19 protein-coding genes are annotated in these 15,306 nt (G+C 47.7%); 11 read left to right on the top strand and 8 right to left on the bottom strand.

Going from position 1 to position 15,306, the window contains the following annotated elements:
• Positions 1–29 precede the first annotated feature (29 nt).
• A complete protein-coding gene (locus tag ACP7H9_RS00720) occupies positions 30–800 on the top strand; it encodes an SDR family oxidoreductase (RefSeq protein WP_110013262.1) in 771 nt (256 codons plus the stop codon).
• A gap of 6 nt (positions 801–806) precedes the next feature.
• On the opposite strand, the gene ACP7H9_RS00725 is transcribed toward ACP7H9_RS00720, so the two are convergent.
• Positions 807–1,265 carry a hypothetical protein gene (locus ACP7H9_RS00725; protein ID WP_110013261.1) on the bottom strand — a complete coding sequence of 153 codons (459 nt, stop codon included), beginning with the start codon at positions 1,263–1,265 and terminating at the stop codon, positions 807–809.
• Between the two features lie 76 nt (positions 1,266–1,341).
• Here ACP7H9_RS00725 and ACP7H9_RS00730 point away from each other — a divergent pair, with 76 nt between their 5' ends.
• From ACP7H9_RS00730 to glnS, 6 genes are read left to right on the top strand one after another with little or no spacing between them, the layout of a single operon-like run.
• The gene (locus ACP7H9_RS00730) at positions 1,342–1,602 is read left to right on the top strand and encodes a hypothetical protein (protein WP_110013260.1); all 261 of its coding nucleotides are present in this window, start codon (positions 1,342–1,344) and stop codon (positions 1,600–1,602) included.
• 11 nt (positions 1,603–1,613) lie between these two features.
• Positions 1,614–2,018 (top strand): hypothetical protein, encoded by a 405-nt coding sequence (locus ACP7H9_RS00735; RefSeq protein ID WP_110013259.1) that lies wholly within the window; start codon positions 1,614–1,616, stop codon positions 2,016–2,018.
• Positions 2,015–2,803, top strand: coding sequence for a 5-oxoprolinase subunit PxpA (locus ACP7H9_RS00740; protein WP_110013258.1), 789 nt, complete (start codon positions 2,015–2,017; stop codon positions 2,801–2,803). The genes ACP7H9_RS00735 and ACP7H9_RS00740 overlap by 4 nt, the downstream gene beginning before the upstream one ends.
• A gap of 25 nt (positions 2,804–2,828) precedes the next feature.
• The gene (gene pxpB, locus ACP7H9_RS00745; RefSeq protein WP_110013257.1) at positions 2,829–3,542 is read left to right on the top strand and encodes a 5-oxoprolinase subunit PxpB; all 714 of its coding nucleotides are present in this window, start codon (positions 2,829–2,831) and stop codon (positions 3,540–3,542) included.
• Complete coding sequence (locus ACP7H9_RS00750; RefSeq protein WP_110013256.1) at positions 3,539–4,492, top strand: biotin-dependent carboxyltransferase family protein; 954 nt, start codon at positions 3,539–3,541, stop codon at positions 4,490–4,492. The genes pxpB and ACP7H9_RS00750 overlap by 4 nt, the downstream gene beginning before the upstream one ends.
• Positions 4,493–4,540: 48 nt before the next feature.
• A complete protein-coding gene (glnS, locus tag ACP7H9_RS00755) occupies positions 4,541–6,226 on the top strand; it encodes a glutamine--tRNA ligase (protein WP_110013255.1) in 1,686 nt (561 codons plus the stop codon).
• On the opposite strand, the gene ACP7H9_RS00760 is transcribed toward glnS, so the two are convergent.
• The 5 genes from ACP7H9_RS00760 to ACP7H9_RS00780 all read right to left on the bottom strand — a co-directional run bounded on the left by ACP7H9_RS00760 (position 6,213) and on the right by ACP7H9_RS00780 (position 9,450).
• Positions 6,213–7,250 (bottom strand): saccharopine dehydrogenase family protein, encoded by a 1,038-nt coding sequence (locus ACP7H9_RS00760; RefSeq protein ID WP_110013254.1) that lies wholly within the window; start codon positions 7,248–7,250, stop codon positions 6,213–6,215. The genes glnS and ACP7H9_RS00760 overlap by 14 nt on opposite strands.
• 4 nt (positions 7,251–7,254) lie before the next feature.
• Positions 7,255–7,701: a ferric iron uptake transcriptional regulator gene (fur, locus tag ACP7H9_RS00765; protein WP_011234722.1), complete on the bottom strand. Its 447-nt coding sequence runs from the start codon at positions 7,699–7,701 to the stop codon at positions 7,255–7,257.
• Positions 7,702–7,746: 45 nt separating this feature from the next.
• Entirely contained in the window at positions 7,747–8,280 is a 534-nt protein-coding gene (fldA, locus tag ACP7H9_RS00770) for a flavodoxin FldA (protein ID WP_011234721.1), read from the bottom strand.
• 77 nt (positions 8,281–8,357) lie between these two features.
• Complete coding sequence (locus ACP7H9_RS00775) at positions 8,358–8,573, bottom strand: DUF2788 domain-containing protein (protein ID WP_011234720.1); 216 nt, start codon at positions 8,571–8,573, stop codon at positions 8,358–8,360.
• A 100-nt stretch (positions 8,574–8,673) separates the two neighbouring features.
• A complete protein-coding gene (locus ACP7H9_RS00780) occupies positions 8,674–9,450 on the bottom strand; it encodes an alpha/beta fold hydrolase (RefSeq protein ID WP_110013253.1) in 777 nt (258 codons plus the stop codon).
• A 106-nt stretch (positions 9,451–9,556) separates the two neighbouring features.
• Here ACP7H9_RS00780 and ACP7H9_RS00785 point away from each other — a divergent pair, with 106 nt between their 5' ends.
• Positions 9,557–10,039: a replication initiation negative regulator SeqA gene (locus ACP7H9_RS00785; RefSeq protein ID WP_110013252.1), complete on the top strand. Its 483-nt coding sequence runs from the start codon at positions 9,557–9,559 to the stop codon at positions 10,037–10,039.
• Positions 10,039–11,676, top strand: a complete 1,638-nt coding sequence (gene pgm / locus ACP7H9_RS00790; RefSeq protein WP_110013251.1) for a phosphoglucomutase (alpha-D-glucose-1,6-bisphosphate-dependent) — start codon at positions 10,039–10,041, stop codon at positions 11,674–11,676. Before ACP7H9_RS00785 ends, pgm begins: the two co-directional genes overlap by 1 nt.
• Before the next feature lie 4 nt (positions 11,677–11,680).
• On the opposite strand, the gene ACP7H9_RS00795 is transcribed toward pgm, so the two are convergent.
• Entirely contained in the window at positions 11,681–12,967 is a 1,287-nt protein-coding gene (locus ACP7H9_RS00795) for an MFS transporter (RefSeq protein WP_110013250.1), read from the bottom strand.
• 152 nt (positions 12,968–13,119) lie between these two features.
• Here ACP7H9_RS00795 and ACP7H9_RS00800 point away from each other — a divergent pair, with 152 nt between their 5' ends.
• Both ACP7H9_RS00800 and hda read left to right on the top strand, forming a co-directional pair.
• Positions 13,120–14,205: a DUF2066 domain-containing protein gene (locus ACP7H9_RS00800; protein ID WP_243734849.1), complete on the top strand. Its 1,086-nt coding sequence runs from the start codon at positions 13,120–13,122 to the stop codon at positions 14,203–14,205.
• Positions 14,205–14,918, top strand: coding sequence for a DnaA regulatory inactivator Hda (gene hda, locus ACP7H9_RS00805; RefSeq protein ID WP_011234714.1), 714 nt, complete (start codon positions 14,205–14,207; stop codon positions 14,916–14,918). The genes ACP7H9_RS00800 and hda overlap by 1 nt, the downstream gene beginning before the upstream one ends.
• Here the strand turns inward: hda and ACP7H9_RS00810 are convergent.
• Positions 14,915–15,304, bottom strand: coding sequence for a DUF2069 domain-containing protein (locus tag ACP7H9_RS00810; RefSeq protein WP_011234713.1), 390 nt, complete (start codon positions 15,302–15,304; stop codon positions 14,915–14,917). The two genes, hda and ACP7H9_RS00810, sit on opposite strands and share 4 nt — an antisense overlap.
• Positions 15,305–15,306: the final 2 nt, after the last annotated feature.

Genomic DNA, 15,306 nt, shown 5'->3' on the forward strand with positions numbered 1-15,306 from the left:
AAACAATAACAATAAAAGAGAGCTCAATAATGTCTCAAGAAAGGAAGACTATTTTAATTACCGGTGCCAGCTCTGGTCTGGGTCAGGGTATGGCTCGCGAGTTTGCCGCTCAGGGCAAAGACCTATGCCTGTGCGCACGTCGGTTAGACCGGCTGGAAGCCTTAAAAAACGAACTGGAAGAAAAGCATTCTGGCATAACGGTCAGCATTAAAACCCTGGATGTAAATGCTCATGAAGACGTATTCCGCGTGTTTCAGGAGTTTAAGCAAGAGCAGGGGCAAGTTGACCGTTTTATTATTAATGCGGGCATGGGTAAAGGCGCTGCGCTGGGTACTGGCTACTTTGAAGCAAACAAAGCCACGGCTGAAACGAACTTCGTAGCCGCGCTGGCTCAGTGCGAAGCGGCTATGGAAATTCTACGGGAGCAAAAGCAGGGGCACCTGGTGACTATTTCGTCCATGAGTGCTTTCCGCGGTATGCCGCGGGCTATGACGGTTTATGCGGCTACCAAAGCCGGGTTGGCATCATTAACGGAAGGCATTCGTGCGGACTTAATGAAAACCTACGGCAGCAACAGCCCAATAAAAGTATCAACTATTTATCCGGGCTATATTCGTTCGGAAATTAACGAGAAGGTGAAAAACACGCCTTTTATGGTGGACACCGAAACCGGCTGTCGCTTACTGGCAAAAGCCATTAATAAAGAGCCGGTTAAAGCTTATGTACCGCGTTGGCCCTGGGCATTAATGGCGTTTTTAATGAAACGGCTGCCACTGAAATGGGTGTTAAAGTTGGCTTAACTTTGGTTATTCACCAGAGTCAGAGCACACGGCGTCGCCGCGAGTAGACACCTGCACTGACAGAGACTGGCTAACGCCTTGTGCATCATTAAACAGAAACACCGGCTCGACTAAAAACATGTCGCCGCGCTTGCCATCGTGGTTTATTTCCAGTCTCTGATCAGATAGTTCCAGTTTAATGCAGCCATCGTGTTCGGTGGTCATTATGCGTTCCCATTTATCCAGCTGTGGTTCGTGCAGCCAAATTTCATGGCCCTGCCAACTTTGTTTTTCACCCCGTTCGCACCAATAGCTGTGAACCTCCAGCGCGCCGTCTTCACTGGTTTCCAATTGGCGGATCTGGCACTCGTCTTCATGCGGTAATTCAGGCTCCATAGCGGTGTACTGGTACACAACAACGCTGACAAAAATAACGAGAAGTGTGACGGCCGAAGCGCCTAACCAGATAAGAATTTGCTTTAACATATGGCTCCAGAACCTGATACAGTATAAGTTCTTAGTATAAAGACAATAATTATAAGAACAATGATTTGGGGGAAGTATGTGGCAACGTGTTTTGGCATTACTGATTCTTATTGTGGGCTTGCTTCTGGCCGTTCTGGGTGTGGTCAGTGACAACGATACTCCCGTTAGGCTAACCGGCGCGGTTCTGATGTTAATTGGTATTATCTGGCTGTATAAGCAGCCGACTTTGCAGTCGCTTAACCGCACGGATAAACCCATTTTGAAATGGTATCAATCTCCAATTCTCTGGATACCGATTATTGCTATTATCTTCTTTATTATCAGTCTGTTCATGTAGGAATTAAATTAATGAATATAGCAAAACGAATTGTTATTTTGGCCGGCGCGGTGGGGCTGTTTTTTTATACCGCGGAACAGGAAGAACTGATTACTTTAATTGCGAATTTTAATCTGAGTTGGTACAAACTGGGCGTTCCTGTTGCCTGGGGCTTAGTCATTGGCGGGCTGTGCGCACTGTTAAAGTTCCGTTGGCTGCTGTCCTGGATGGCACCTGTTACCTTAGTTGCCAGCGCCATAACGACTATGGGGCTCACTGGTGCAGCAGCGGTATTTGTGAAACATCAACTGGTGGTGCTTTGCTTGCCGCCGTTACAACTCGCCGCGGTAGGTGTTGGTTTATACTTGTTTGCCGTGGGTCTGGCTAAGCTAATGGGAGACATTGAAGCCAGAAAATCCGAAAAAGGTGAGGAATGAATCGTCACGTTACTCCCAAGAGTCACCAGGGAATTACATTAAACAGCGATATTGGTGAAAGCTTCGGAGCCTGGAAAATGGGTGCCGATGACTTAATTATGCCGTACATCGATTGTGCTAATGTGGCTTGTGGTTTTCATGCGTCAGACCCTCTAACTATGCTTAAAACAGTAAAGTTAGCCAAGCAGCATAACGTGACGATAGGCGCGCACCCTGCGTATCCCGATCTCGTTGGTTTCGGCCGACGTCATATGGCGTTAAAACCCGATGAAGTAACCGCTTTAATTCAGTATCAGGTGGGGGCTTTACAGGGCATTTGTGCAGGCCAGAAAACCGAAGTGAAATATGTGAAGCCACACGGTGCTCTTTATAACGACATGTTAAGCGACGGTCAGCAATTCGATGCTGTTTGTCAGGCCATTGCCGCCCTGCAGGAAGACAGACATGAACCCTTGCCCTTGATGGTTATGGCAACTCCCGAAAATGATGCCTGGCGCCACCGCGCGCAGCAGTTTGGTGTTGAATTATGGTTTGAAGGTTTTGCCGACCGCGCTTATGACGACAATGGTCAGTTGCGCTCGCGGAGCAATCCTGACGCCGTGCACGGTGATGTTGAAGCCATGTATGCTCAGGCGGAGGCTTTTGCGACAGGTCGTGCTATTGAGAGTGTGTCGGGCAAGTCGCTGCAAATTGAAATTGATTCTCTTTGTGTTCACGGGGATAACCCCAAAGCGATAGAAACCGTAGAGAAGCTGCGGAATATTGTCCGGCAAGCTAACGAATAAACTCAGGAATGACTAAAGTTCAGTTATGAAAGAAGAGTCTGATTTTCCAAAACTCGTTTCAGCCGGCGCCGATGCCGTTATAGTCTATTTAGGCGAGGGCATTAGTGTGTCGGTTAACCAGCGTGTTCTGGCTGCGGTTAAGGCAGTAAAGGAGCAACTGTCTGATGTTGTGCTGGATTTAGTGCCCTCCTATAACTCCTTAATAGTTTACTACAATGTGTTGAACATTGACGAGCCTGAAATACGTGAACGCTTGCGTAGAGCTCTAGCTGACCTCAGCTCTGATACTAGCGAGCAGAGTGGCAAGCGGCATCGCATTCCGGTTTTTTATGATGAAAGTGTCGGGCCTGATCTTGCTCGCATTGCTGAAATGAACAACTGCTCTGTGGATGATGTAATAAAAACGCACACCGAGCAGACCTACCGAGTGTACGCCATGGGCTTTGCGCCGGGCTTCGCTTATTTAGGTGAAGTGAGTGAGAAGATCAGAACGCCTCGTTTAGATAACCCCAGAAAGCGCATTACCGCAGGCAGCGTCGCCATTGCTGAGAGTCAGACGGCAGTTTATCCGTCGGCATCGCCCGGAGGCTGGAACATTATTGGCCGTACTTCTACTCAGTTATATGACCCGTCATCGGGGACTATCAGCCCGCTGAACGTAGGCGATGAAGTAGAATTTTACGCGGTAAGCAAAGAGCAGTTTATTGAGGAAGGCGGTGACACGGAGGCCTTGTCATGATGCGTATTATTGAGCCGGGTATGCGCTCAGCCGTTCAGGATTTTGGGCGCTTTGGGTATTTGTCGAAAGGCCTGACCCGCGGCGGACCCATGGATGAACACGCGTTTTTATGGGCTAACCGTTTATTGAGCAACCATTTTAATGCCGCTCAAATAGAAATTACCCTGGGCGGTTTTGAAGTAGAATTTGAGCGTGATTGCCAGTGTGCTGTGACCGGTGCCGATGTCGAATTAACGCTGGACGACGAGGTGTTAAATACCTGGCAAAACTTTAAAGTACGCGCGGGGCAACGCCTGAAGATGGGCTACGCCAGTGCTGGTGTCAGAGCCTATTTAGCGGTGCAGGGCGGTTTTCAGGTGGAGCCTAAGTGGGGCAGTTGCGCAACCGTTACTCGCGACGCGGTCGGCGGCTTGCACGGCGATGGCGCGTTTTTACAAGCGGGTGACGAACTGAGCTTTAATGAGCAGAACTATCAGGTATCGCGGCGCGTGGGCTGGGCCTACAGATCGGACTATCAGAAAACTCCGGTCATTGGCTTAATACCTGGCTTTCAGTACGACGCCTTTCCCATGTCTGCAAGAGAAGCTTTCTGCTACGAAGATTACGAAGTCACTAAAGACAGCGACCGCATGGGCATTCGCTTGTCGGGTAAAGCGTTGGAATATAACGGTGAGGGTTTGGTATCTGAAGGCGTGAATGTGGGGTCTGTACAGGTGCCCGCAAATGGCCAGCCTATTATTATGATGAACGACCGCCAGACCTTAGGGGGCTACCCGAAACTGGGCACCATTAACCCGTTCGATTTAGGTCGGTTGGCACAATGCCAGCCGGGGCAGACCGTTCGTTTTACCCGCATTGAGGGTAAAGTTGCACAGCAGCAATTGCGCCGTTTTTATCAGTTTTTTAATGTTCGCTTAGCTTGTCAGGCTGACGATAACCTGCGATCATAGCCGCTTCATATTATCCGGTGTTGATTTTGTAGCGGAGACAAAAGGTTCATGGCAGATACTGACTCTCGTCCCAGTAATTTTATTCGTCAAATCATTGATAAAGATTTGGCCAGTGGTAAGCACGCAACTGTACACACCCGTTTTCCTCCGGAGCCGAATGGTTACCTGCATATTGGCCATGCCAAATCGATAGTGCTGAACTTCGGTATTGCCGAAGACTACAACGGCACCTGTAACCTGCGTTTTGATGATACCAACCCACTGAAAGAAAAAGTGGACTATGTGAACTCCATTAAAAAAGACGTGGAATGGCTAGGGTATCACTGGGAAGGCGAGCCGCGTTATTCCTCTAATTACTTTGATCAGCTACACGCGTTTGCGGTTGAGCTGATTGAAAAAGGCCTGGCCTACGTTGATTTCAGTTCGCAGGATAAAATGCGCGAAATGCGCGGTACTCTGAAAGAGCCGGGCGTAAACAGCCCTTACCGTGATACTTCTGTGGAAGAGAACTTAAAGCACTTTGCTGACATGACAGCAGGTAAGCACGAAGAAGGCACCGCCGCATTACGGGCAAAAATTGATATGAGCTCGCCGTTTATGTGTATGCGTGATCCGGTGATTTACCGTGTGCGCTTTGTACACCATCACCAGACCGGTGATAAATGGTGCGTTTACCCAATGTACGACTTCACCCACTGTATTTCGGATGCGCTGGAAGGTATTACACATTCACTGTGTACGCTGGAATTCCAGGACAACCGTCGCTTGTATGACTGGGTACTGGATAACATCAGCATTGACTGCCATCCACAGCAAATTGAATTCTCGCGTCTGAATCTGCAATACACGGTAATGAGTAAACGCATTATTAATACGCTGGTTGACGAGAATAAAGTAAGCGGTTGGGATGATCCGCGCATCGCTAGTATTGCTGGTTTGCGTCGCCGTGGTTATACACCAGATTCAGTTCGTGAGTTCTGCCGTCGTATTGGTGTGACCAAAATGGATAACCAGGTAGAAATGAGCATGCTGGAAGCCTGCATTCGTGATGACCTGAACGTCAATGCACCACGCGCTATGGCGGTGATGGATCCGGTTAAAATTGTTATTGAAAACTACCCTGAAGGCGAACAGGAACTGCTGGATGCGCCAAACCACCCGAATGACCCGGAAATGGGCTCGCGTCAGGTGACTTTTAGTCGTGAAATCTGGATTGAACGGGAAGACTTCCGTGAGTCGGCTAATAAGAAGTTCAAGCGTCTGGTGCTGGATAAAGAAGTGCGTTTGCGTAATGCCTATGTTATTCGTGCAGACCGGGTAGAAACCGACGATAACGGCGAGATCCAGACCATTTACTGTCATTACGACGCTGACACTCTGGGTAAAGACCCTGCAGACGGCCGTAAGGTGAAGGGCGTTATTCACTGGGTGTCTGCAGAAACCGCAAAAGCAGCAGAATTCCGTGTGTATGACCGCTTATTCCAGGTGCCTAACCCGGCGGCCGAGGAAGACTTGTTCTCAACCCTGAATCCGGAGTCTTTGGTTATTAAGAAAGGATTTGTGGAAGCTAACTTAGCGAGTGCGAAACTGGGCGAGAACTTCCAGTTTGAACGTCTGGGCTACTATTGTCTGGATCAGGATGCTGAGACTGAAGGCCGTTTAATATTCAACCAGACCGTTGGTTTACGTGACAGCTGGGCGAAAATAGAACAGGAACAAACTACTGGATCTTAAACTGGTCCAGTAGCTTAGCGCCGTACAAACGTGAGGGGGTGTAAAAGCCCCCTGACTGCTTCTGGCTTAAGGTATGAATGGCTATCTCAACAGCTCCTTCGGCAGTTAGCGAATAGCCGTTTTTCACTTTAACCCGCATACTTTTCTTATTGCCTTTGGCATCGCTGATTTCACCCCAAACGTAAGTTGGGTTATTCTTCCGTTCTTTTTCTTCAGGGCCAGCAGGCTGTGATTCGAGTTTCTTCTTCAGCTTAGCCTGAACCCATTTCCATTTAAATACCCAGCGGAACCAGTTCATCCGGCGCATTTTCTTCACTAAGCGTGGACTGGCCGGTATGTACACTTCAATGTTGGGTATTTCCGTGGTGTAGTAGGCGGTAGAGACATCGCCCCAGGGAATGGTCATGGCATATTTTTCGCCATTACCAAAATCTATCCAGCGAGAATGCCAGGCGTGCGGAACATCGGTAATTTGTCCTTTAATACGGGCGGCGCCACCACGACCTAAACGTTCTATGCTGGTTCTGGCAGTGCCACGACTCATGCGTGAACCTGAATCAAAACCTAAGGCCAGGTGTGTTGCTTCCGGCATCTGCGCATTGAGTCGCGCGGCAATACAGTCGGTTGGAATAACATCGAACCCAACGCCCGGACATAAAACAATGCCGGCTTCGCGCGCGGTTTTGTGCATAGAGTGAGCGTATTCAAATACGTCTATCTCGCCGGTAATGTCTAAATAGTGGGTTTTGGTATCAATACAGGCTTGAATAAGGGGAATTGCGGTCTGGCTGAATGGGCCTGCGCAATTAACGACTAAGTCTACGTCTTCTAATTGCTTTTGAACTTCATCAATACTGTCGAGCGAGAAGACCTTGTATTGAAAGTCTAAGTGACGTGCTACTGGCTCAAGGGCGTTTTCGTTACGGCCGGCTAAAATAGGTTGGTAACCGCGTTTTTTAGCCTGATGGGCAATAAGTTTGCCTGAATAACCGTATGCACCGTAAATGAGCCAGCGCAGTGCCATATTATTACTCTGCCTCAGCGGCAGCTTTGTATTCGCAGCCCTCGCCACGCTGACATTCACCGTAAAGGTACAAACTGTGGTTAGTCAGTTTAATTTTATTTGCTGCGGCTACTTTTTCCTGACGCTCTTCGATTACGTCATCTTCAAATTCAAAAACGTGGCCACAGGTTAAACACACCAGATGATCGTGGTGGTGCTTTGCACTCAACTCAAATACCGAACGCCCACCTTCAAAGTGGTGGCGAGTAATAATACCAGCGTCATCAAACTGGTTTAGTACCCGGTAAACGGTAGCCAGGCCAATTTCATCTTTTTGTTCCAGCAGAATTTTATAGACATCTTCGGCACTGATGTGTTGGTTATCTGGTTTTTTCAAAATCTCCAGAATCTTCATCCGTGGGGAAGTGACTTTTAGTCCTGCTTTTTTCAGCTGTTCGTCGTTACTCGCCATAATAATTAGTATCTCAGTTAAACATGTATAACAGCATACCCTGTATTAGCTGTCACTTGCCAGTTCTGCCAGACACATTTCTTCATAAACTTGCTGGCACCATTTGCTAACGCGTTCTTTGGTTAACTCTGGCTGACGGTCTTCATCTATGCCCAGACCGACAAAGTGTGTGTCGTCGGCCATACCTTTAGAGGCTTCAAAATTGTAGCTCTCGGTAGGCCAGTGTCCGACAATAATGCCACCACGGGCTTCCACAATGTCGCGAACCATGCCCATGGCATCAAGAAAGTATTCAGCGTAATCTTCCTGATCACCACAGCCAAAAATGGCAATGAGCTTGTCCGTAAAATCGATTTCTTCCAGTTCGGGGAAAAAGTCATCCCAGTCGCACTGAGCTTCGCCGTAATACCACGTCGGAATACCGAACAATAGTAAGTCGTAATTGGCAATATCTTCTTTACTGGATTTGGCGATGTCTTTTACATCAACGAGCTTTTTACCAAGCTCTTTCTGAATCATCTGTGCGACGGCTTCGGTGTTACCGGTGTCGCTTCCAAAGAAAATTCCAACAGTTGCCATAAGTCAATTTTCACCTGATTATACGAATAAACAGTACTGAACGGGTTGCCATTCAGCGGCGTAAATTATCAATTGGGTTAAACTCCGGATTCCCAGAGCACCTGAATAATACCTTTAGCGATAAAGCCAAAACAGCCAAGAAAGAGCACCATCCAGACAATAACCTGGCCAAATTTTGGTACTGCAGAACGCTTTAACACGTCCCGAATGGCTAAGCCTATTAGTAAGAATAGTATGCCCAGCGTAAAATTGGTGGCCAGAACTTCAATTTGTTCGTAATACTCAGCTAACATACTGCTTAACCTCGCTGGTACTTAACCTAAGAATGCTTAATGCGGTCTTGACTGTTTTTTACGGCGCTTAGATTACCATAAAGCACGACTGGTGGCGAGATTACTGCGCTATAAACTCAATGACCAGGCGGTTAAATATTCTTGGTTTCTCGGCATGTAGCCAGTGGCCTGCACCTTCAATAACTTTTACCGAGGCATTGCTAAATCGCGCTGCCACGTCTTGTTGATGCTTTTCTGTGAGGTAGTTTGAGCTACCTCCTTTTATAAAAAGTACCGGTCCGTCGTATTGGCCTTTGCTGACAGCCGCTGAAATTTGCTGATAATTTTCTCTTAGCGCTTTTAGGTTAAGCCGCCATTGGTAACCGTCGTCAGTTTTTTTCAGGTTTTTCAGCAGAAACTGACGTACACCTTTTTCTGAAATTGTCTCGGCTAACTGTTTGTCGGCGTCGCCGCGGCTTTTTACCTGGTCTATGTCCAGGTTAGAAAGAGCGTCTAATATGCTGTCGTGGGTACCGTCGTAAGCGGCGGGTGAAATATCAGCAAATATTGCCGCTTTAATCCGTTCAGGGGCTTTTATGCAAGTTTCCATTGCTATTTTGCCACCCATAGAATGACCGACTAAATAAAACTGTTTCAGGTTCAGCGAGTCAGCCAGTTTTATAATGTCTTCTGCCATGTCCGGGTAAGTCATGCTGTCGCTGTGAAACGATTCACCATGATTACGGGCGTCGGGCAAAATGCAGTAGTAGTTTTCTGACAGTTCACGGGCAAGACTTTTTAAATTGTCTTTATCGCCAAACAGACCGTGAATAATGATGATAGCCGGATTGCTATCCGTACCTAATGTTTCGTGATTCAACAATGAAGAGTCTGCCATCGAACTGCCTTTAGTGATAAACTTTGGTCTATATTTTCAAGGCTTTGTCGGGGTGTTGCAAGTGACAAAGCGCAACCTTTCAATTTTTAGAGGTAGAAAGTCAACAATGAAGCGGATTGACATTGACGATGACTTATACACGTACATTGCAAGCCATACCAGACAAATAGGCGAGAGCGCATCGGATATTCTGCGTCGTTTGCTTGACGTGAATAGCAGTGAACCTGAAGCCGACAGCAAAAGCGAACTCACTGAGTCGGTTTTTAACCGTTTGAATGAGCAGGATGTGCGTATTCAGAAAAGCGTAGTAGCGCGCTTTCTGTATATTTTAAGCATGTTGTACCGCTGCCACCCGAGCGAATTTTCGCAAGTGCTGGATATTCGCGGTCGTGATCGTCAATATTTTGCCCGCTCAGAAGAAGCTTTACTGACATCGGGGAACAGCACGAACCCGAAGCAGATTCCGGACTCTCCATTTTGGGTAATTACCAATACCAATACGACTAAGAAAAAAGCCATGCTGACTCAGGTAGCAGAAAAACTGGGTTATCAATCGGCCGATGCAGAAAAAATTAGGGACTTTTTATAATGGCGGATCACGAGCGAGCAGGCCAGTTGGCGCAGGCCAGCGACTTGACCAATATAGCGCAATTGACCAGTGCGTATTATGTTTATGAGCCGGACCCACGCAAAGCGGCTGAAAAAGTCAGTTTTGGTACCTCGGGTCATCGAGGCAGTTCATTGAAGCGTTCCTTTAATGAAGCGCATATTCTGGCTATTGCTCAGGCTATTTGTGCTTACCGCGAGGAGCAGGGCATTACCGGACCTATTATGGTGGCTAAAGACACTCATGCGCTGTCTGAGTCTGCTTACATTAGTGCGTTAGATGTTTTTATTGGCAATGGCGTAGAGGTTCAGGTTCAGACTGAGCATGACTACACACCAACTCCGGTTTTAAGCCGCGCGATTATTGAGTGGAACCGTGAGAACACAGCTAAAGCCGATGGCGTGGTGATTACACCCTCGCATAACCCGCCAGAAGATGGCGGTTTTAAATACAACCCGTCACATGGTGGTCCGGCAGACTCTGACGTGACCCGAACCATAGAGAAATACGCAAACGCGTTGCTGTCTTCAGGGCTTGTCGGCGTGAATACCTGCGAGAGTGAAGACGTATTACAGCACCCGAAACTAACCTTTGTTGATTGGCGCACGCAGTATATTAGCCAGCTTGATGATTGCATTGATATGTCGGCTATTCAGGATGCGAAACTGAGACTGGCGGTTGATGCCATGGGTGGCTCGGGCGCTAAGTACTGGACGCAAATTGCAGAGCATTACAACTTATCGATTGAGGTTCGTAATGCCGTGGTCGACCCGACATTCTCTTTTATGCCGCTGGATAAAGACGGAAAGATTAGAATGGATTGCTCGTCGCCTTTTGCCATGGCCAGCTTGCTCGAGCTGAAAGACAATTACGATTTGGCTTTTGGTAACGACCCGGACTATGACCGTCACGGCATAGTGACTCCGACACACGGTTTACTGAATCCGAATCATTATTTGTCTGTGGCAATAGATTACTTATGTAAGAACCGCGACTGGGATAACAGTATTGCTATTGGAAAAACTCTAGTGTCCAGTGCCATGATTGACCGCGTGGTGGGCGCAAACGAGCGACCATTGATGGAAGTACCGGTGGGTTTTAAATGGTTTGCTAAAGGGTTGTTTGAACGTTCAATTGCGTTTGCCGGTGAAGAAAGTGCCGGTGCTACTTTACTTGACCGTAAAGGCAATACCTGGACGACCGATAAAGACGGCATTGTCATGGCACTGCTGGCGGCTGAAATACTGGCGAAAACCGGTAAAAACCCCGGTCAGTATTACGATGACTTATGCCAGCAACATGGTACGGCTTATTATCGCCGGGTTGATACCGCTTCCAGTGTACAAAAGAATGCGCGCTTTAAAGACATTCGTGCCTACAAAGTAAAGCTGCCTGAACTGGCGGGTGACAGTGTGTCTGATATTTCTACCAAAGCGGCAGGGAATGACGCCCAGTTTGGTGGGATAAAAGTGACTACTGATAACGGCTGGTTTGCTGCCAGACCTTCAGGCACAGAGCCTGTTTATAAAATTTACGCAGAAAGCTTTGTCAGCGAGCAACATCTGGATGACATTCTGGAGCAGGCCACCACCTGGGTGAATGACCTGCTGTCAGACTAAGCCTTTAACGAAGGACGGCGTTGGATTCCATTTCCTCGTCGTCTTCTTCTTCCGTTTCCGGGGCTTCCTCAGCCATTGACGTTAAAAGCTCATCAGAAGTTTGTGACGGTGCCAGTATGGCAAAGTTGCTGTGCAGCTGGTCTTCTGCTTTTGCCCTACGTGTAATGCGGTACAGAGAATAAAAGCCAACACAGGAGGTAAGCGCGGCTAAGAGTAAAAAGAAGTAATTAATGGCACCAAACTGCATTAACGCAGCTACCGCAGGCGCACCAATAATAGAGCCTGCTCCTCCAATTTTAATGATGGCACCGGTTGCTCCCACCATTTGATCTCGTTCCAGAAAATCGTTTGTGTGCGCCATGCCGAGTGAATATAAAGGCAAGATGAACGCACCGAGCAGACCAACGTTTAAATAAATGAGAATAGCGTTAGATGCACTAAGCTGTGAAAGGGTCGCCGCGGTAAGTGTTCCTCCGGCGGCACAAATAGCCATAACAAAACGACGGTCGATGCGGTCCGACAATAAGCCAAATGGTGCCTGCGAAATTAAGCCTCCGGCAATAAAGGCGGCCATGAAAAAGGTAATTTGCAGAACACTAAGGCCTATGTAGGACGCATACATTGGCCCTATACCGTAAAACATGGCGTAGCAGGCCTGCATTATAAACGCATTAATTACGCCCAGTGGAACGGTTTTCAGCAGCAGTGAAATGGGGACTTTTCTGTTTTCGTGCGTTGTAGGCTCAGCCGTAACGCTGACCAGAATTGGAATAAGCGCTAAGTTAATGAGCAGAGCAACAATAGCGAAAGCAACAAAGCCAGCCGGGTCGGCGACACCGAGAATCAGCTGCCCGACAATGAGTCCGCTGTATATAATGACCAGATAAACTGACAGCAGGGTACCGCGGCTACGGTTATCGGCCATGGTATTAAGCCAGCTTTCAACAATGACGAAAATACCAGAAATAGCGAAACCGGTTATAAAACGCATGACGAACCAGACCACCGGATCGACCCAGATGGCCTGCATCAGAATACTAAAGGCAGCCAGCGCGGCAAGGCCGCCGAATGAACGAATATAGCCTACCCTGCGAATATCTTTTGGTGCGCGGGTCGAGCCAAATAAATAGCCGATAAAATAAGCCGACATGATAAAGCCGGTGACTAAGGTACCAAAACCTTCAATGGTAGCGCGCAAACTTAACAGGGTGCTGGTCATGCCGACACAAACCCCAATTAAACTGATACTGCCGAGCAGAGAGCTGATACCGCGAAGTTGTTGTTTTAGCATGCCTTTGTCACCCTTCGTCCGTTTGTCGCAATACTACCGTTAGTGGCTTTATTTTCCTAGTGAAGATTCCCACAAGCTTATCCACAAGTTGTTACTTGCTGTTCGCTACCTGGCTGTTTAATATGCTCTCAAAGTCTTATTTGGATAATGACATGTCAAAGTCGCAGATTCATTACTTCGCTGCCAGTTTATTTTTTCTGTTTAGCCTTTTTAAGGTGACAGGTGCCGAAGCGCGGTTAATAGAAAATTTGTATTCGGCAGAAGTGGCAGTGGCCTCGCAAAGTTCATCTGACCGGCAACAGGCAATAGGACAAGCGTTTGACCGTGTTATCACAAAATTAACGGGGCAAACCGAATTGGCCGGGCATGATGCGATACAGCGAGCAAAACGTGATGTGAATAATTATCTGGTTCAATACGGTTACAGTGAAAATGAAGGACAGCGAACTTTAACGGCGACATTTGACGGCCGCAAGTTACGCGCACTTCTGGCTGAGCAGCAGTTACCCTACTGGGGCAGCCGGAGACCACAACTGATGCTGTGGATAGCGAAGGAAAACAGCAACGGTCAGCGCGTAATCATTGATAGTAATAGTGAATCAGTATTTACCCAGCAACTGAAATTCTTTGCGCAGCAATACAGTATTCCAATTCAGCTGCCGCTGATGGATTTGACCGACAGTTTCACCATAAATGCGACCGATGTCTGGGGGCGCTTTTTAGACCCGGTGAGAACCACTACAGAGCGTTACGGCACAGACGGTTTATTGATCGGTCGTATCATTCGTCAGGACAACGAGGAAAAGCCCTGGAGTTTAAACTGGTTTGTTGAAGTGGGAGACGACCGTTTCTCCGGTGAAGTGACAGCGACCAGTCCAGACTGGCTAGCGGAGCCTCTGGTCGAGCAGCTAATGGCGCAGTTGGCTAAGCAGTACAGTGTTACTGCGGGTGATGAGAATGTTCGTAATACGTTGATGATTAAAGTTGAAAAATTAAGTAGCTTAAATCGTGTTTTAGAGTTGGAAGCGTTTTTAGATAGCATTGTCTCTGTTAGCGACGTTCGTTTACTTGAATACTCGCAAGCTATGAGTGAATTCGAGATTGTGGTTAACGGCCCGGTCGATCAAATATTGCAGGCTATCAACTTGGATGGACGCCTGGTTTCACAGGAACTCGGGCCGTTTGTTGCTGCGCGACAGACTGAAACACCGGTTTATCGTTGGAATGAGAGCCGCTGATGTCACCACAGCAATTACCGTTAGCCGTACAGTTGCCGGATGACGAGATATTTTCTACTTTTCTTGCGGGCGACAACTCAACCTTATTAAGTTGGTTAGAGAGTTTGCCTACAACTGAGCCACCGCTGAGGAGAAGCCAGCAATTGACCTGGTTGTCGGGAGCGAGTGGGGTAGGAAAAAGCCACTTAATGCACAGCGTTATAGCTTCGGCCGGGTCGCAATACCGCATTGCGTATTTACCTTTGCGTGAGTTGGCTAAAGCCGATGCATCGGCCGTTCTGCAAGGAATTGATCAGGCTGATCTTATTTGTCTGGATGATATTGATACGGTAACGCTGGAACAGAATTGGAGTTTTGAGTTGTTCTCGCTTATTAATCGCGTAACCGATAATGAGTCGACACGTTTGGTCATGACGGCCAAACAGTCGGCTGCTCAAACTAAAGTTCTGTTACCGGATTTACAGTCGCGTTTCCAATGGGCAACGGGCTTTCAGGTTCAGCCGCTGAACGACGAAGAAAAAATTAATGCGTTAATTTTGCGGGCACAATGGCGTGGACTGGAGTTGCCGAACGATGTCGCAGCTTTCATGACTCAGCGGTTGGGTCGTTCCATGCGGGATTTAATGAAAGCGTTAAACGAGCTTGATAAAGCCTCTATTACTTACCAACGCCGCTTAACAATTCCTTTTGTTAAGCAGGTTCTCGAAATTTAGTCGTAGTCTTTTAGTTTTTTCAGCCCTAACCCCTGAGCTCTTCCCTGATAGCGGGCATAACCTGTTGCGCCAATAAATGCGCCGGTTGTAAATATCAGTTCCAGTATTGACCACACACGCTCGTCCGGGTGGGTGTAGACCACGGTTAAGCCATGCAGAAAGTAAAACATTAAAACAAAGTTAGTCCATGCGTGGGTATAAGGTTTGCCTTTAACCAGCCCATGCAGAGGGAATAACAACGGCAGCACCCAGAGGAACAAAGCAATATAAACTGGCAATGTACCCGGCGCGTCGGTTGGCATACCGTGCCACAGTGCAACTAAAATGAGCAGTGGCCAGTAACAAACTTGTGTTAACCAGCGATAAAAACGTGGAGAAGTCGGCATTG

It is taken from the genome of Idiomarina sp. ST20R2A10, from assembly GCF_051842345.1.
Classification (GTDB): Bacteria; Pseudomonadota; Gammaproteobacteria; order Enterobacterales; family Alteromonadaceae; genus Idiomarina; species Idiomarina loihiensis.

What these genes read in the sequence shown, in the direction of transcription:
- ACP7H9_RS00720 (WP_110013262.1), top strand. Translation starts at nt 30, where the DNA reads ATGTCTCAAGAAAGGAAGACTATTTTAATTACCGGTGCCAGCTCTGGT.
- ACP7H9_RS00725 (WP_110013261.1), bottom strand. Translation starts at nt 1,265, where the DNA reads ATGTTAAAGCAAATTCTTATCTGGTTAGGCGCTTCGGCCGTCACACTT.
- ACP7H9_RS00730 (WP_110013260.1), top strand. Translation starts at nt 1,342, where the DNA reads ATGTGGCAACGTGTTTTGGCATTACTGATTCTTATTGTGGGCTTGCTT.
- ACP7H9_RS00735 (WP_110013259.1), top strand. Translation starts at nt 1,614, where the DNA reads ATGAATATAGCAAAACGAATTGTTATTTTGGCCGGCGCGGTGGGGCTG.
- ACP7H9_RS00740 (WP_110013258.1), top strand. Translation starts at nt 2,015, where the DNA reads ATGAATCGTCACGTTACTCCCAAGAGTCACCAGGGAATTACATTAAAC.
- pxpB (WP_110013257.1), top strand. Translation starts at nt 2,829, where the DNA reads ATGAAAGAAGAGTCTGATTTTCCAAAACTCGTTTCAGCCGGCGCCGAT.
- ACP7H9_RS00750 (WP_110013256.1), top strand. Translation starts at nt 3,539, where the DNA reads ATGATGCGTATTATTGAGCCGGGTATGCGCTCAGCCGTTCAGGATTTT.
- glnS (WP_110013255.1), top strand. Translation starts at nt 4,541, where the DNA reads ATGGCAGATACTGACTCTCGTCCCAGTAATTTTATTCGTCAAATCATT.
- ACP7H9_RS00760 (WP_110013254.1), bottom strand. Translation starts at nt 7,250, where the DNA reads ATGGCACTGCGCTGGCTCATTTACGGTGCATACGGTTATTCAGGCAAA.
- fur (WP_011234722.1), bottom strand. Translation starts at nt 7,701, where the DNA reads ATGGCGAGTAACGACGAACAGCTGAAAAAAGCAGGACTAAAAGTCACT.
- fldA (WP_011234721.1), bottom strand. Translation starts at nt 8,280, where the DNA reads ATGGCAACTGTTGGAATTTTCTTTGGAAGCGACACCGGTAACACCGAA.
- ACP7H9_RS00775 (WP_011234720.1), bottom strand. Translation starts at nt 8,573, where the DNA reads ATGTTAGCTGAGTATTACGAACAAATTGAAGTTCTGGCCACCAATTTT.
- ACP7H9_RS00780 (WP_110013253.1), bottom strand. Translation starts at nt 9,450, where the DNA reads ATGGCAGACTCTTCATTGTTGAATCACGAAACATTAGGTACGGATAGC.
- ACP7H9_RS00785 (WP_110013252.1), top strand. Translation starts at nt 9,557, where the DNA reads ATGAAGCGGATTGACATTGACGATGACTTATACACGTACATTGCAAGC.
- pgm (WP_110013251.1), top strand. Translation starts at nt 10,039, where the DNA reads ATGGCGGATCACGAGCGAGCAGGCCAGTTGGCGCAGGCCAGCGACTTG.
- ACP7H9_RS00795 (WP_110013250.1), bottom strand. Translation starts at nt 12,967, where the DNA reads ATGCTAAAACAACAACTTCGCGGTATCAGCTCTCTGCTCGGCAGTATC.
- ACP7H9_RS00800 (WP_243734849.1), top strand. Translation starts at nt 13,120, where the DNA reads ATGTCAAAGTCGCAGATTCATTACTTCGCTGCCAGTTTATTTTTTCTG.
- hda (WP_011234714.1), top strand. Translation starts at nt 14,205, where the DNA reads ATGTCACCACAGCAATTACCGTTAGCCGTACAGTTGCCGGATGACGAG.
- ACP7H9_RS00810 (WP_011234713.1), bottom strand. Translation starts at nt 15,304, where the DNA reads ATGCCGACTTCTCCACGTTTTTATCGCTGGTTAACACAAGTTTGTTAC.